The 14,719-nt window shown below is 65.3% G+C and carries 13 protein-coding genes, 2 tRNA genes and 1 pseudogene; 9 read left to right on the top strand and 7 right to left on the bottom strand.

What is annotated here, in order from left to right; genetic code table 11:
- Nucleotides 1–16: 16 nt before the first annotated feature.
- Nucleotides 17–101 (top strand) — tRNA-Leu (locus M2320_RS07420).
- A 79-nt stretch (nt 102–180) separates the two neighbouring features.
- Nucleotides 181–924 carry a DUF6538 domain-containing protein gene (locus M2320_RS07415; protein WP_264596722.1) on the top strand — a complete coding sequence of 248 codons (744 nt, stop codon included), beginning with the start codon at nt 181–183 and terminating at the stop codon, nt 922–924.
- Nucleotides 925–938: 14 nt separating this feature from the next.
- Here the strand turns inward: M2320_RS07415 and M2320_RS07410 are convergent.
- Nucleotides 939–1,245, bottom strand: a pseudogene (locus M2320_RS07410) (transposase); the annotation flags it as partial.
- A gap of 250 nt (nt 1,246–1,495) precedes the next feature.
- On the opposite strand from M2320_RS07410, the gene M2320_RS07405 reads away from it, so the two are divergent.
- The 7 genes from M2320_RS07405 to M2320_RS07375 all read left to right on the top strand — a co-directional run bounded on the left by M2320_RS07405 (nt 1,496) and on the right by M2320_RS07375 (nt 9,976).
- Nucleotides 1,496–3,106 (top strand): HAMP domain-containing sensor histidine kinase, encoded by a 1,611-nt coding sequence (locus M2320_RS07405; RefSeq protein ID WP_264596721.1) that lies wholly within the window; start codon nt 1,496–1,498, stop codon nt 3,104–3,106.
- Nucleotides 3,103–3,783: a response regulator transcription factor gene (locus M2320_RS07400; RefSeq protein ID WP_264596720.1), complete on the top strand. Its 681-nt coding sequence runs from the start codon at nt 3,103–3,105 to the stop codon at nt 3,781–3,783. The genes M2320_RS07405 and M2320_RS07400 overlap by 4 nt, the downstream gene beginning before the upstream one ends.
- Before the next feature lie 132 nt (nt 3,784–3,915).
- Complete coding sequence (locus tag M2320_RS07395) at nt 3,916–5,820, top strand: methanol/ethanol family PQQ-dependent dehydrogenase (RefSeq protein ID WP_319801418.1); 1,905 nt, start codon at nt 3,916–3,918, stop codon at nt 5,818–5,820.
- Nucleotides 5,821–5,964: 144 nt separating this feature from the next.
- A complete protein-coding gene (locus M2320_RS07390; protein ID WP_264596719.1) occupies nt 5,965–6,642 on the top strand; it encodes a pentapeptide repeat-containing protein in 678 nt (225 codons plus the stop codon).
- On the top strand, nt 6,639–7,043 hold the full coding sequence (locus M2320_RS07385) for a type VI secretion protein (protein WP_264596718.1): 405 nt from the start codon (nt 6,639–6,641) through the stop codon (nt 7,041–7,043). The genes M2320_RS07390 and M2320_RS07385 overlap by 4 nt, the downstream gene beginning before the upstream one ends.
- The gene (locus tag M2320_RS07380; protein WP_264596717.1) at nt 7,016–7,834 is read left to right on the top strand and encodes a DUF1194 domain-containing protein; all 819 of its coding nucleotides are present in this window, start codon (nt 7,016–7,018) and stop codon (nt 7,832–7,834) included. The genes M2320_RS07385 and M2320_RS07380 overlap by 28 nt, the downstream gene beginning before the upstream one ends.
- 3 nt (nt 7,835–7,837) lie before the next feature.
- Nucleotides 7,838–9,976: a 4Fe-4S binding protein gene (locus tag M2320_RS07375; RefSeq protein WP_264596716.1), complete on the top strand. Its 2,139-nt coding sequence runs from the start codon at nt 7,838–7,840 to the stop codon at nt 9,974–9,976.
- Nucleotides 9,977–10,139: 163 nt separating this feature from the next.
- Here the strand turns inward: M2320_RS07375 and M2320_RS07370 are convergent, their stop codons facing one another.
- The 6 genes from M2320_RS07370 to ffh all read right to left on the bottom strand — a co-directional run bounded on the left by M2320_RS07370 (nt 10,140) and on the right by ffh (nt 14,413).
- Complete coding sequence (locus M2320_RS07370; protein WP_264596715.1) at nt 10,140–10,700, bottom strand: tyrosine-type recombinase/integrase; 561 nt, start codon at nt 10,698–10,700, stop codon at nt 10,140–10,142.
- Nucleotides 10,701–10,885: 185 nt separating this feature from the next.
- Nucleotides 10,886–10,961 (bottom strand) — tRNA-Thr (locus tag M2320_RS07365).
- Nucleotides 10,962–11,030: 69 nt separating this feature from the next.
- Nucleotides 11,031–11,717: a tRNA (guanosine(37)-N1)-methyltransferase TrmD gene (trmD, locus tag M2320_RS07360; protein WP_264596714.1), complete on the bottom strand. Its 687-nt coding sequence runs from the start codon at nt 11,715–11,717 to the stop codon at nt 11,031–11,033.
- A complete protein-coding gene (gene rimM / locus M2320_RS07355) occupies nt 11,717–12,217 on the bottom strand; it encodes a ribosome maturation factor RimM (RefSeq protein ID WP_264596713.1) in 501 nt (166 codons plus the stop codon). Before rimM ends, trmD begins: the two co-directional genes overlap by 1 nt.
- 159 nt (nt 12,218–12,376) lie before the next feature.
- On the bottom strand, nt 12,377–12,733 hold the full coding sequence (gene rpsP / locus M2320_RS07350; RefSeq protein ID WP_184430391.1) for a 30S ribosomal protein S16: 357 nt from the start codon (nt 12,731–12,733) through the stop codon (nt 12,377–12,379).
- 105 nt (nt 12,734–12,838) lie between these two features.
- A complete protein-coding gene (gene ffh / locus M2320_RS07345; protein ID WP_264596712.1) occupies nt 12,839–14,413 on the bottom strand; it encodes a signal recognition particle protein in 1,575 nt (524 codons plus the stop codon).
- Between the last annotated feature and the right edge of the window lie 306 nt (nt 14,414–14,719).

The raw sequence follows: 14,719 nt of genomic DNA, 5'->3' as shown, positions 1-14,719 counted from the left end.
TGATGTTCGCCCGAGAGCCCCTGTGGCGGAATTGGTAGACGCGCTCGACTCAAAATCGAGTTCCGCAAGGAGTGCTGGTTCGATCCCGGCCAGGGGCACCATGAAATTTCCATAAACCCCTGGTTTTACAGGCGCTTATCGTCGGTGTGACCGCCCGTTGGTGATACAATTGGTGATACATTGGCCTTTGTCGTCTTCCAGTCCGGGGCGTTGAAGCTGACCACCAAGTACGTCATGCCGTGGAAGGACGGCGTCCTCTATTATTGCCGGCGTGTGCCCGAGGACATGCGGAAGCACCACAACGGCAAGGCTCACATCCGCAAAAGCCTTGGAACAAGAGACGCGACGGTGGCCGCGAAGAAGGCCGCTCGCCTGGCATCGGAGCATGACGCGCTCTGGAGGTCGCTGCGGTCACCGGAGGCGAATCGTCATGACCTGACGAGCCCGGAGACACGCGCAGCTGGTGCGGCCCTCCTGGATGCGATGGGTTTTAAACCCGGTGAAGCCCACATAGGCTGTGACCATACGCGCGACGACTCGCGGGAGCTTTTCGATGAGCGCATGGGTCTTCGGGTCGGGCCGGAGTACCTGCAGATTCGGCACAATCCCACCAAGGGGGCTGACCAGAAAGCTTTCGAGATGGGCGAGATGCTGAACCCCGTGCAGGTCGAGGCTGAGAGGCTCTTCTACGGTCGGACGTCGAGAATCCTCCTCAGCGACGCGCTGAACGAATATCTGCGTCTCAAGGGCATTGCTGCGAGTTCCAAGCCCGCCAAGGATGCCGCGCGGGCCATCAAGCTGGTGACTGATGAACTCGGCGATCTTCCGTTGGAGGCGCTGACACGACCGGACGCCATTAAGGTTCGTGATGCGTTCCTGGCGAGCAGCAGCAAGACAGCGACGGTTCTGGCGCCGTTTGTTTAGACAGCGCCCCGCGGAATTTTTTTGCGCTCAGCAGGCCCGCCTTGCTGAGCGCGCCGCACAAAAAATCATTCTCCAGAGCCAGTTCACCGATCTTGGCGTGCAGCGCCTTCAGATCGACCGTCGGTTCGGACGGTCCCGCCCTGTCCTGACCGAACACGCCGGCGGCGCCCTCCAGCACTGGCTCCTCCACGTCGTGATCTGGTTGGGATGCACGTCGAACTGCTGCGCCAACTCGGCAAGTGTTCTCTCGCCCTCGATGGCGGCCAAGGCCACTTTCGCTTTGAACGCCGGCGAATGCGTCCGGCGGCTTCTCTTCGTCATTTTCAGTCCTGATCTGCGGCCCTGATCTTGGCCGCCGTCAGGCAGAAAATCCACTCAAGCTACTGTCCGAATTTCCCACGCCGGCTCTCTTCGTCCAGTCGAGCGGCTGCTGCCGTCACACCTGATCAGCAGCGTCGCCTCACCTCCGCCTTCGAGGAGATGAGCCTCCCGCAAGCCTGGCGGGTTGTCGTCTTGACAGACGAAGCTCGGTCCGGGTTGGTTGAGCCAGGCCTTCAAACGCGGAATACTCATGGCGGCGGCTTTTTCTTCTTCCGGCGACAAGCTTGAGACCGGCGGTATCTCCGTCAACGCCGCCTTGGTCCTCGCGGCGTTGATCGGCGCCTTTCTTGCCGCCGCGCTCGCCTCTTCAACCTTGCAGGACCTCTGGAAAGCAAAAAATTTCCTGGCGCGGGCGGAGCGATCTTACGAACAATTGTCGGTCGTCACCCGGATCGAGGCCGATGTGAACGCCCTGCTTTTGAACGAAGCGGCGCGCGAAAACCTCCCGGAATGGACGACGCTCTCGCAGGCCAGCGCCGACAAGGTCGAGAGGTCGCTCAGTCTCTATCTCGCCAGCGTCGGCCAGGAGGCCGAACTGCTCGACGACCAGGGGCGCCAGGGGGAGGAGGTCGCGCGCGCGCTCGAATTGCGCGATCTCTTCCAGTCCGTCCGGGCCAATCTGGCCTTCCTCGCCAACCAGCCGGCGGATGCCGGTCTCGCGCGCGACGGCAGGAATCTGGCCGCCCGGCGCGTCGCCGCCGATGTCGTCGCCCTGCGCAGCCGCGCCGCCGCGATCGTCGAAGCCGAGCGCAACGAGGTGGCCGCGACCAATGCCGAAATGGCCGCGTTGCGCGGCGCGTTCCTGCGCCATGCCGGAACCGCCGCTTTGCTGCTGCTCGCCGGCGTGCTCGCCGCGTTCCGCGCGGCGCGAAAAGGGTTTTCCGCCCCCTTGCGCGCGCTCGCCCGCGGCGCCGAGACGCTCGCCGACGGCGACCGCGCGGTGCAGGTCGCGCCGCGCGGCCTTCGCGAATTGCGGCAATTGGCTCGCCAGTTCAACGAAATGGCGGCGCGCATCCTGTCCCAGCAGGGCGAGCTCGAGGACGCCAACCGGCGGCTCGAGGAAACGGTCGCCCGGCGCACCCGCGAGCTCGAGGCCAAGACCGAGCAACTCGCGCAGGTCGACCGCTCGCGAAAATTGTTTTTCGCCAAGGTCAGCCATGAATTGCGCACGCCCGCCACCGTGCTGCTCGGCGAGGCCGGTCTGGCGCTGCGCCAGCGTCCGCCCGATGTCGAAACTCTGCGCGAGGCCTTGCGCCAGATTCGCGCCCATGGCGAGGTCATGCAGCGCCGCCTCGATGACATGCTGCTGCTCGCCCAATCCGACGAGGGACGCCTGACGCTGCATTTGGCGCCCTTTGATCTCGCCTGCGCTTTGCGCGAGGCGCTCGACCTCGCCGGCGCCTTTGCGCGCGCCTCCGGCGTGGCGTTGATCGGCGCGGGGCTCGATGACGACCTTCGCGTCTCCGGCGATGAGAGCTGGCTGCGGCAAGGGGTTCTCGCGCTGATCGACAATGCGGTGAAATTTTCCCCCGATCGCGGCGAAGTGACGGTGGCGCTGGCGCGGGAAGGGGGGCGCGCGCTGCTGAGCGTGAGCGACCAGGGGCCGGGCGCGCCCGGCGCCGCGCTTGAGCGCCTGTTCGATCCCTATTATCAAAGCGAGGAGGGCGCGCGCCGAGGCGGATCCGGGCTCGGCCTCGCGGTGGCGCGCTGGATCGCCGAACAGCATGGCGGCGCCATAGCGGCGGAAAATCGTCCGGAGGGCGGGTTGAAGGTGACGCTGATTCTGCCGGCCTCGGCATGAAGGTTTTGCTGATCGAGGATGACGCGGGCGTCGGACGCCTGCTGGTGAAATCGCTGGAAAGCGAAGGGTTTTGCGTCGATTGGCGCCGGGTGGGCCGCAATGCCGCGGACGCCCTGCGCGAGGGCGGCTACGCCCTGACCATCCTCGACCTCATGCTGCCCGACATGGACGGCGTGGCGGTGGCGCGGCAGATCCGCATCGCCGGCCACGACCTTCCCGTCTTGATGCTCACCGCGCGCGCCAGCCTCGACGACAAGCTCGAAGGCTTTCGCTCCGGCGCCGACGATTTCCTGACAAAACCGTTCCACGTCGAGGAATTGCTCGCCCGCATCCGTGTTCTTCTTCGCCGTAATATTCCGGCGCGAGGGCCGGCGCCCGTGCTCGCCTTCGGCGCGCTGACCCTGGACGAGCGGGCGCGCGAAGCCTGCATTGACGGACGCGCGCTGGCCTTGACCCGCCGCGAGTTCGACCTGCTCGACTGTCTGGCGCGCAACGCCAACCGCGCCCTGTCGCGCGAGGCGATCATCGCCCAGACCTGGGGCGATTCCAGCGATGTCACGCCCAACGCCGTCGACGTCTATATCGGCTACCTCCGCAAGAAACTGGCGGAAAAGCCGGGCGCGCCGAAGATCGCCACTTTGCGCGGCGTCGGCTATCGCCTCGCGCGGGACGCCTGAGCGGCGCCAAAGTACAGGCTTTTCTGAGAGCGCTCTCATCCTCCTCTCAGGACATTCTCATCCGAACCGCCCTAGCCTGATTGCAACACGGTCCAACGAAACCGGCGTTGCAATCGCAAGGGAGGAAATTTCATGAATTCACGGCTCCACGCGCCGCGTCGTCGCGCGCGCCTGCTGGCGACGGCCTCGATGCTCGCGCTCGGAATGGGCTTCGCCTTCTCCGGCCCCGCCGCGCGGGCGGAGCGCGGCGAAAAGCCGGTGACCTGGGAGGACATCGCCAATGACGACAAGTCCACCTCCGACGTGCTGAGCTACGGCCTCGGCCTTCACGCCAACCGCTATTCCACGCTCGACAAGATCAATGTCGACAATGTCGGGAAGATGAAGGCGAAATGGGCGTTCTCGTTCGGCGACGAGCGCCAGCGCGGCCAGGAGGGCCAGGCGCTGGTCCATGACGGCGTGATCTACATCACCGGCTCCTATTCGCGCATGTTCGCGCTGGATACGAAGACCGGCAAGCGGCTGTGGGCCTATTCGCATCGCCTCGCCGAGGACATCCGGCCCTGTTGCGACGTGGTCAACCGCGGCGCCGCCATCTATGGCGACAAGATCTACATGGGCACGCTCGACGCCGGCATTGTCGCGCTCAACCGCAAGACCGGCAAGGTCGCCTGGCAGAAGAAGTTCGAGGACCACACCGCCGGCTACACCATGACCGGCGCCCCCGCCATCATCAAGGACCAGAAGACCGGCCGGGTCATGCTGATCCACGGCTCCTCCGGCGACGAATTCGGCGTGGTCGGCCGTCTCTACGCCCGCGATCCCGACACCGGCGAGGAAATCTGGATGCGTCCGCTGGTCGAGGGCCATATGGGCCGGCTGAACGGCCAGGACTCGACGCCGACGGGCGATCCCAAGGCGCCCTCCTGGCCCAACAATCCCGATGGAACCAAGAAGGACAGCTGGAATCACGGCGGCGGCGCGCCCTGGCAGACCGCGACCTTCGACCTCAAGACCAACACGATCGTCATCGGCACCGGCAATCCCGCGCCCTGGAACTATCATTACCGCTCCGGGCCGAACGGCGACTGGAAGCCGTATGACAGCCTGTTCACCTCGGGTCAGATCTATATCGAGCCCTCGACCGGCGAACCCGTTGGCTTCTTCCAGCATACGCCCAACGACGCCTGGGATTTTTCGGGCAACAATTCGGTGCTGCTGTTCGATCTGGAAAAGGACGGCAAGAAAACCCGCGCCGCCGCGCATGCCGATCGCAATGGCTTCTTCTTCGTCACCGACCTCGACAAGATGACGGCGCGCGACGGCCGCATCTCCAAACAGGCGGGCGGCGCCATCGGCATCTATCCTTTCGTGCGCGACATTTCCTGGGCCTCGGGCTGGGACGTGAAGACCGGGCGGCCGAACGAACTCAGCGGGCGCCCGCCGGCGCCGGCGGAAGGGGAGAAGCAGGGCAAGCCCGTTCAGGTGACGCCCAATTTCCTCGGCGGCACCAACTGGATGCCGATGTCCTACAATCCCAACACCAAGCTGTTCTACATTCCGTCGAACGACTGGACCGAGGATTACTGGACCGAAAACCTGACCTACAAGAAGGGCGCCGCCTATCTCGGCCAGGGGTTCAGGATCAAGCGCAAGTTCGAGGATCACGTCGGCGCGCTGCGCGCCATCGATCCCGCCACCGGCAAGATCGCCTGGGAGGCGCTGGAGCAGTTCCCGCTCTGGGCGGGCACGCTGACCACCAAGGGCAATCTGGTGTTCACCGGCACCTCCGACGGTTTCGTCAAGGCGTTCGACGCGCGCAACGGCAAGGAGCTGTGGAAGTTCCAGACCGGCTCGGGCGTGGTGTCGATCCCGGTCACCTGGGAGGAGGATGGCAAGCAATATCTCGGCATCGCCTCCGGCTATGGCGGCGCCGTGCCGCTGTGGGGCGGCGATATGGCCGATTTGACCAAGCAGGTCAGCCAGGGCGGTTCGTTCTGGGTGTTCGAGCTGCCGCCCGAACTGGCCGCCAAATAAGTCATTGCGATGCGCCGGCTCGCCTGCGAGCCGGTCTCAAGCTCCCGCCGCCGCCCCATCCCATTCCGGGCGGCGGCGGGATGGGCCAGCGGAACGTCCATGCGCCCTGGGCGCGCAATCCTATTCCCAAGAAGGATCCCGTTCATGTCACATGGCGGTCAAACCTGCAGAGCGACCGGTTCTCGCTGGCCCTTTTTTCTTCCCCTGATCGCCGCGGCGCTCGTCGCCTCGGTCTGCGCGCCGGCGCGCGCCTATGACGTCATCGTCAACAAGGATCCCCGACCCGATCCCTGGGTGGAGAACGGTTGTGAGATCAAGCCCAAAACCCAGTGCCCCGGCGTCGATCTGCGCCATGTCGATCTGAAGGACGCCAACCTGTCCGGCGCCAATCTGTCGGGCGCCAATCTGGCGCGCGCCGACCTGCGCCACGCCAATCTCACCGGCGCCAATCTCGACGGCGCCAATCTCGAGGGCGCAAAACTCTGGACCGCCTTCATGCAGGCGGCGCATGTGAAGGGCGCCAATCTGCGCGGCGCCGACCTGTCGTTCACGCGGGTCGCGCGCGCCGATTTCACCGGCGCCGATCTGACCGCGGCCTCGCTCGAACACGCCCGCGCCAATGCCGCCAATTTCTTCCAGGCCCGGCTCGTCAACGCCGACTTGCAGGAGGCGCAGCTCTACGACGCCAATCTCGCGGAAGCCGACATGACCGGCGCGCTGAAACGCTACGCCATCTTCCAGGATGTGGTGATGGACGGCTGCACCGGCTGCCCGCAGGATTGGCAGCGCGGTCCGCGCGCCTGGGAGGTCGGCAACAAGTGAGGCCGGCGCGGTCGGGCCTGGCGCTGGCCTTGTGCTGCGCCGCCGGCCCGGGCCTGGCGCAGACGGTGACGGATACGCTGCTCGGCTGCCGCGCCATCGGGGCGGGCGTCGAGCGGCTGGCCTGCTATGACGCGCTCGCGCGCAAACAGGCGCCGCCGCGTTTTCAGGGCAGCCACAATGCGGTGACCGAGTTCTTCACCCTCGACCATCCGCACCGTCTGCGCTTTCGCTCCGATGGCGTGATCTTCGTGCTCTATCTGATGAACGACCGCGGCGAGGTCGTTCAGAACCTGCATATCGGCGGGGCCGGCGAAGACGAATTTTTGATCGACAAGCCCGGCGTCTATCAACTCAGAATCAATGGAGCGGAGGGATGGCGCATCTGGCTCGATCCCGAATGATCGGCGGACTGGCGCTGGCCGCGGCTTTGGTTTGCGCCGCCACGGCGCGGGCCGAAAAATTCGACACGGCGCTGATCCTCGCCGTCGATGTCTCGGGTTCGATGGACGACGCCCGCTATCGCGTGCAGTTCGAGGGCGTGGCGCGCGCGCTGGAGGACCCGTCGGTGGTGCAGGCGCTGCTCGGCGGCCCGCATCATCGCGCGGCGGTCTCCATGTTGGCCTGGTCCGACACTTCCCATGAGGTGATGTCATGGCAGGTCATCGCCGACATGCGGGACGCGCGCCGCATCGCTGGCGTGATCCGCGCCATGCCCCGCGTCTCCGGCGAATTCACCTGTCTCGCCACCATGCTGCGCGAGGCGCGCGAGGGGCTGGTCCGCAGCGTTCCCGGCGAAGCGTCGGCGCTGGTCATCGACGTGTCCGGCGACGGTCCCGACAATTGCGCCGGCGCCCACGCGACCGAAGAGGAGCGCGACAAAACCATTGCCGGCGGCGTGACCATCAATGGTCTGCCCATTCGCACCGAGAACGAATTCATCGGGACCGGCGCCTATCGCGCGCCCGGTTTCGGCATGGAGGAATTGCGCAACGAGCCGCATATGGCGGGAACCACCATCGAGGATTGGTACAGGCGGCATGTGATCGGCGGCCCCGGCGCCTTCCATGTCGTCGCCAATGGCTACGCCGATTTCGAGCGCGCCTTCCGGCGCAAATTTTTGCGGGAGATCGCTTTTGGGCGCGACGGCGCGCGCCGGCTTTCGCTGAAGGCCGCAAGCGCGCGGCGCGATTGAGCCATGGCGAAAACCTCGAGTCTTTTTTGCGCGGCGATGCTTGTGGTCCTGGCTATGGGCCTCGTCGCTCCCGGGCGCGCCGCCACGCTCGACCGCGCCGGCGTCGCAAAATTGTTTCCGCCGCCGTTCCAGGTCGGCGAACGCGATCCCGCCCTGCCGGTCTGGCCGATCTCCCGCCGGATGGCGACGCGGGACGAGCTGGTCGCCTATGTGTTCGAATCCGTCGATTTTCAACCCATTCCAGGCTTTTCCGGCACGCCGGTCAATTTATTGGTGGCGCTGCGGCCGGACGGCTCCTTCCTCGACGTGCGCGTGCTGTCGCAGCACGAACCCGTCTTCGTCGACGGATTGGGGCCGGAGCCCCTGCATGAATTCGTCCGGCAATATGCGGATTTGTCGCTGCATCAGTCGATCAAGATCGTGCGTCCCGGCGCGCGGACGGCGGCGGCGCCGGACGGCCTCGCAGTGGAGATCGACGGGATTTCCAAGGCCACGGCTTCGGTGCGGATCGTCAACGAGACGCTGATCGCCTCGGCGCTGCAGGTCGCGCGCGAAAAACTAGGCTTTTCCGCCGGCCGCGACCCGAACCGCGTCGCGCGCGTGCGCAAAAATGTTTTTGAGCCGCTGAGTTTCGAGCAATTGCTGGCGCGCGGCTACGTTCGCAAGTTGACGCTGAGCAATGCCGAGGTCGAGCAGGCCTTTGCCGGCTCGGAGGCGGCGGGTCTCGACGCCGAGTCCTTGCAGGCGCCCCGGGACACGTTCACCGAAGTCTATGTGGCCCAGATCGATGTGCCGATCATTGGCCGCAACCTGCTTGGCGAGGCCGCCTGGCGCAAGTTGATGGCGCTGCTCGACGGCGGCTCCGCCATGTTCGTCGCCGCGCGCGGGCGCTGGACCTTCATGCCGGACAATTTTACGCCCGGGGGGACGCCGGATTACATCGCGCTGGCGCAAGCCGGCGCGCCGGTGATCTGGCGCGATTTCGTCTGGAGCGAAACCCGCGACCCGCCCAAGCCCGAACTCGCGACCGCCGATGTCGCCATCTTGCGCATCCCGCCGGAAGCCGCCTTCGATCCGGCCGGCGCCTCCGAAATTTTTTTGCGCGTGCTTCGTCAAAAAGGCCTGGTTTATCCGGAGAAATTCACCGCCGATTTCAAGCTCGGCTACAGCCTGCCGTCCGCTCTGTTCGATCTGCCGCCCGAGGACAAGGGACTGGGCCTCGCCTCGATCTGGGCGAGCCGGGCGCGCGACATCGCCATCCTCGGCGTCGGTCTGGCCATGCTCGCCGTCGCGCTGTCGCGGCAAAAAATGCTGTCGCGGTCGCCGCGTCGGCTGCAAATCTTCCGGCTGGCCTTTCTCGCTTTCACGCTGATTTTCATCGGCTGGATCGCCCAGGCGCAAGTGTCGATCGTCTGGCTGATCGGCGCGATCAAGGCGCTGAAGGGCGAGGGGAATTTCCAGTTCCTGCTCTGGGACCCGCCGACGCTGATGGTGGCGGCTTTCGGTCTCGTCGCGCTGTTCATCTGGGGGCGGGGAACCTTTTGCGGCTGGCTGTGTCCGTTCGGGGCTCTGCAGGAATTCGTCGGCGCCTTTGCGCGCGCGACGCGGATCCGACAGTTCGCCTTGCCGCAACGCTATGAACGTCTGGCGCGCCTGCCCAAGTTCATCGTGCTGGCGGTCGTTGTGGGCGCTGCGCTGTTGGCCTCGTCGCAGGCGGAGCGGATCGCGGAGATCGAGCCGTTCAAGACCGCGATCACCCTGACGTTCCTGCGCGCCGCGCCCTTCGTGCTCTATGCCGTCGCGCTGCTGCTGATCGGCCTGTTCCATTACAAATTCTTTTGCCGCTATCTGTGTCCGCTCGGCGCGGCCTTTTCCGCGCTGAGTTTTTTGCGCCGCTGGGCCTGGATCGCGCGCCGCGCGGAATGCGGCAGTCCCTGCCAATTGTGCCGGGTGAAATGCCGCTATGGCGCGATCGCGCGCGACGGGTCGGTGATCTATTCCGAATGTTTCCAATGCCTGGATTGCGTCGCGATCCATGACGATCCCAGGCGATGCGCGGCCTTGATGCTGCAGGCGAAAAGAACGCGGCGGACGGACTGCGCACCCGGCTGCCTGCAAGCTATGTCCACCCGGCTTCATTGATGAATGGCCGCTATCGCCAAGTCAGCTCCCGAGGCGAATGTCGCTTTTCGTTTTGCTTTGATGATTCCAGGCTCCTTCGAGAAGGTCGCCTTTGAGCCGATGGCGCCCGCACCAGCTCAAGCCTGATGCGCAGACGGGCAATGGACGCTGACGGAGGATGGTATCAGGCAGCTTTCAAGCAAGACGCGACCGCGAACCGAAAGACCCTACCGATGGTTTCTCGCAATCGGCTCGCTGTTTCATGTTTGCCAGCCGCCTCAACCTTCTTCAAGACGTCGAGGATGTCCGCAGCCGTTATCTTCGCAATCGGCTTGTCATTCAGACCTGAGGCCAGCGTCAGCATCCACTCAATCTTTCCCAACGTGCTGGCTGAGCGTTTCTCTTTCCGCAGTTTGTCAATGAACTGGCCAGCCATGACGGAGAACGTGTGCGCAACCGCCTGCTGCGCCGCCTTGGCAACCTTTTTTTGTTGGAACGGGTCAACGCCATTGGCCAACAACGTCTTCGCTTCGTCGCGTTTTGCGCGGGCTTGAGCCAACGAGACGGCGGGATATGCACCTAGCGACAGTTTCTTTTGCTTGCCGTCGAAGCGATAGGCGAGACGCCATAGTTTCGCGCCTGACCGTTCCACCTGAACGTACAGGCCGCCACCATCGGAAAGTCGTGTGACTTTCAGCCCCTCTTTCGGCTTGGCGTTCCGAATTGCCGTGTCTGATAAAGCCATTTTCCTTCCCGCTGTTGGCCTCGCCTCGGGGTCAAGATAGGCGGAGCCAACAGGAAGGCCAACAAGACACGCGGATGCAGGCAATCCTAAGCGGGGCTTGGCGAAGGCCAGCGAACTGAAATCTCTATGACTTCAGGAGTTCGCGGCGATTAGTGAGGTTTGGCGAAGGTGGGCGGAAGAAGGCTTGGTGCCGCAAGAGGGATTCGAACCCCCGACCCCCTCATTACGAATGAGGTGCTCTACCAGCTGAGCTATTGCGGCCTCCGCGAAGCAGCACGGTCCTCTTAGCCAGATTGGCGGCGCTTGGCAAGGCGGGGCGCGCCCTGAATTTCACTCCCGTTCGCGCAAAAGATCCGGGCGACGCGCTCGCGTCAGCGCTTCGGCCTGGGCCCGACGCCAGGCCGCGATCTTCGCATGGTCGCCGGACAACAGGATTTCGGGGATGGCGCGGCCTTCCCAGTCGCGCGGGCGCGTGTAGTGCGGATATTCCAGCAATCCGCCCTCGAAACTCTCATCCTCGCCCGATTCGAGCTTGCCCATCACGCCCGGCAGCAGCCGCACGCAGGCGTCGAGCAGGGTCAGCGCCGCGATCTCGCCGCCGGACAGGATGTAGTCGCCAATCGAAACTTCCTGGAGCGCGCGGCCCTCGATCACGCGCTCGTCCACGCCCTCGAACCTTCCGCACACCAGGATCAGGCCGGGGCCATCCGCCCATTGTCGCGCCAGCGCCTGGGTCAGCGGCGTTCCGCGCGGCGACAGCAGCAGGCGGGGGCGCGGGTCGTTTGGCGTCAGGCGCGAATCGAGGCTGTTCGCCAGCACGTCTGCGCGCAAGACCATCCCGGGGCCGCCGCCCGCCGGCGTGTCGTCGACGGCGCGATGGCGGCCCAGCCCGTGGTCGCGGATGTCGATTGTCTCAAGGGACCAGAGATTTTTGGACAGCGCCGTTCCCGACATCGACTGTCCCAGCGGGCCCGGGAACATGTCGGGATAGAGCGTGAAGACGCTGGCGCTCCACATTACTCCGTCTCGGCGGGCGGGACGACGATGACGCGGCCGCCCTTGATGTCCACGGTGGGGACGACTGCGTGGGTAAAAGGATAAAGCAGGGTGTCGCCGGCGGGCGGGGCGATTTCAAGGATGTCGCCGGCACCGTAGTTGGGGACCGCGACGATTGTCCCGATCAGTTCGCCCTCGGGCGTTTCCGCGCGCAGGCCGATCAGGTCTCGCGTGTAAAACTCGTCTTCCTCGGTGGGAGGGAGTTTTTCGCGGGGGATGAACAGCTTGGTGTGGGTGAGGGCTTGCGCTGCGTCACGGTCGCTCACGCCTTTCACGCGCACGACGAGCAGGTCGTCCTTGAGCAGGCGCGCGGCGGTTATCTCGACCGGGCGGCCGGCGCCGTCATGCAGGCCGTCGTAATCGGCGAGGCTCAGCGGGTCCTGGGTGTAGGATTTCACGCGCAATTCGCCGCGCACGCCGTGTGGCGCGCCGAAAACGCCGACCAGGACTTCGTCGCTCAAGCTCTGTCTCTCCGAGGATTCCCTTCTCCCCTTGCGGAGAAGGTGGATCGCGGCGACAGCCGCGGGACGGATGAGGGGTCAATCGCAGGCGACGAACCCCTCATCCGGCGCTGGCGCGCCACCTTCTCCCGCAAGGGGAGAAGGGAGGCGCCCGTCAGATTACTCCGCGGCCGCAGCCTTCTCGGCCGCAGCGGCGGCGGCCGCCGCGCGCTCCTGCGCCTTCTTCTTCGGCTGGGCCTTCTGCGGGTTGTTGCGCGGTTCGCGCTTCAGCGCGCCGACGCCGTCCAGCAGGCGGGCGACGCGGTCGGTCGCCTGCGCGCCCTTGGCCAGCCATTCCTTGGCCTTTTCCACGTCCAGCACGAGGCGGTTGGCGGAATCCTTGGGCGCCAGCGGGTCGAACGTGCCGAGCTTCTCAATGAAGCGGCCGTCGCGCGGCGAACGGGCGTCCGCGACCACCACGCGATAGAACGGGCGCTTCTTGGCGCCGCCGCGAGACAGACGAATCTTCAACGACATGTGTTTTTCCTTTGGTTTCGCCGAGGGGCTGGCGATTTCCATTTTGTGCAAACCGCCGGCCCCTCTCCCGGCAGTTCCGGTCCGCGCGAACGACGCGCGGAAAACTCACTTCTTCTTGAACGGATTCAAGCTGCTCAAGCCGCCGAGGCCCGGCAGCAGCGACTTGCCGCCGCTGGCGCCCAATCCCGGAAGGCCCGGCTTGGCGGCGGCGGGCGGCGGCGCCATCAATTCCGCCGGCGGCTCCTTGGGCAGGCCGCCGCCCAGGCCCGGGGCGACGCCATATTTCTTCTGCATTTCCGCCATTTGCTCAGGCGACGGCATGTCCATGCCCTTGCCCATGCCGAACATCTGCGCCATTTGCGCCATCGGCCCGCGCTTGGGACCGCCGCCCATCGCCTTCATCATGTCCGCGGTGGCGCGGTGCTGCTTCAGCAGCCGGTTGACGAGTTCGACCGTCGTTCCGGCGCCCGCCGCGATGCGCTTTTTGCGCGACGCCTTAAGAATTTCGGGGTTGCGGCGCTCCGCCGGCGTCATCGACAGAATGATGGCGCGCTGGCGCTTGATCATGTTGTCGTCGACCTTGGCGTTGGCCATGGCGTCCTTGAGTTTGGCGACGCCGGGCAGCATCCCCATGATGCCGCCGAGGCCCCCCATCTTCTCCGCCATGGCGAGCTGGTCGGCCATATCCTGCAGGTCGAATTTGCCTTTGCGCAGCTTTTCGGCGACTTTCATCGCCTTTTCGGCGTCGATGTTTTCCGCCGCCTTTTCGACCAGCGCGACAATGTCGCCCATGCCCAAAATGCGGTTGGCGATGCGCTGCGGATGGAAATCATCCAGCGCGTCCATCTTTTCGCCGATGCCGATCAGCTTGATCGGTTTTCCCGTGACGGCGCGCATCGACAGCGCCGCGCCGCCGCGTCCGTCGCCGTCGACGCGGGTCAGGACGATGCCGGAGATGCCCACGCGTTCATCGAAATTCTTGGCGAGATTGACCGCGTCCTGGCCGGTTAGGGCGTCGGCGACGAGCAGGATTTCGTGGGGCTTGGCGGCGGCCTTGATCTCGGCCATTTCCACCATCAAGGGCTCGTCGATATGCGTGCGGCCGGCGGTGTCGAACATCACGACATCGTAGCCTTGCAGGCGGGCGGCCTCTTCGGCGCGACGGGCGATCTGCACCGGAGTCTGGCCGGCGACGATCGGCAGCGTGTCGACATTGACCTGACGGCCGAGCACGGCGAGCTGTTCCTGCGCGGCCGGACGTTTGACGTCCAGCGAGGCCATCAGCACCCGCTTCTTGAAGCGTTCGGAGAGGCGCTTGGCGATCTTGGCGGTGGTGGTGGTTTTACCCGCGCCTTGCAGACCGACCATCATGATCGCCACGGGCGGGGCGGCGTTGAGGTCGATGGGTTCGGCGTCCGACCCCAAGGTCTCGATCAGGACGTCATTGACGATCTTGACGACCATCTGGCCGGGCTTGATGCTTTTCAGCACCTCGGCGCCGACGGCGCGCTCCTTGGCCTTGTCGATAAAGGTGCGGGCGACGTCCAGCGCCACGTCGGCTTCGAGCAGCGCGCGGCGGACTTCGCGCATGGCGAGATTGACGTCCTCCTCGGAGAGGGCGCCGCGCCGCGTCAGTTGATCGAATATGCCCGAGAGCTTTTCCGACAGGCCTTCAAACATTGTCTGTTCCCTTTGGGCTCGCGCCAGACGCGCGTTCAACGCACATCGCGCCCGGGGGCGCATCGCGCTGCCGGGCGGTGACCTCCCGCGTCGCGCGCGGGTCGGTGTGCGAAAAATGTCGTCTCTTGCGAGGTCGGCTTCAATAGCCTTGCCGGGGAGATAAGTCAATTTCGCGTGCGGGCTTCGATGTCCTCCGTGTCGAGCGCATCGGCGATGTCGCGGCGCCCGTCTCGGCTTGCGGCGCTCGGCCCGCTCGCGCCGCCGCGATTCGCCGGTTTTCGTGGAGCGCGGTTTTACTCATCAATA

Source organism: Rhodoblastus acidophilus (assembly GCF_025961575.1).
GTDB lineage: Bacteria > Pseudomonadota > Alphaproteobacteria > Rhizobiales > Beijerinckiaceae > Rhodoblastus > Rhodoblastus acidophilus_C.
Note: the sequence above shows the minus strand (reverse complement) of the source record. Positions and strands in the feature narration are given on the sequence as shown.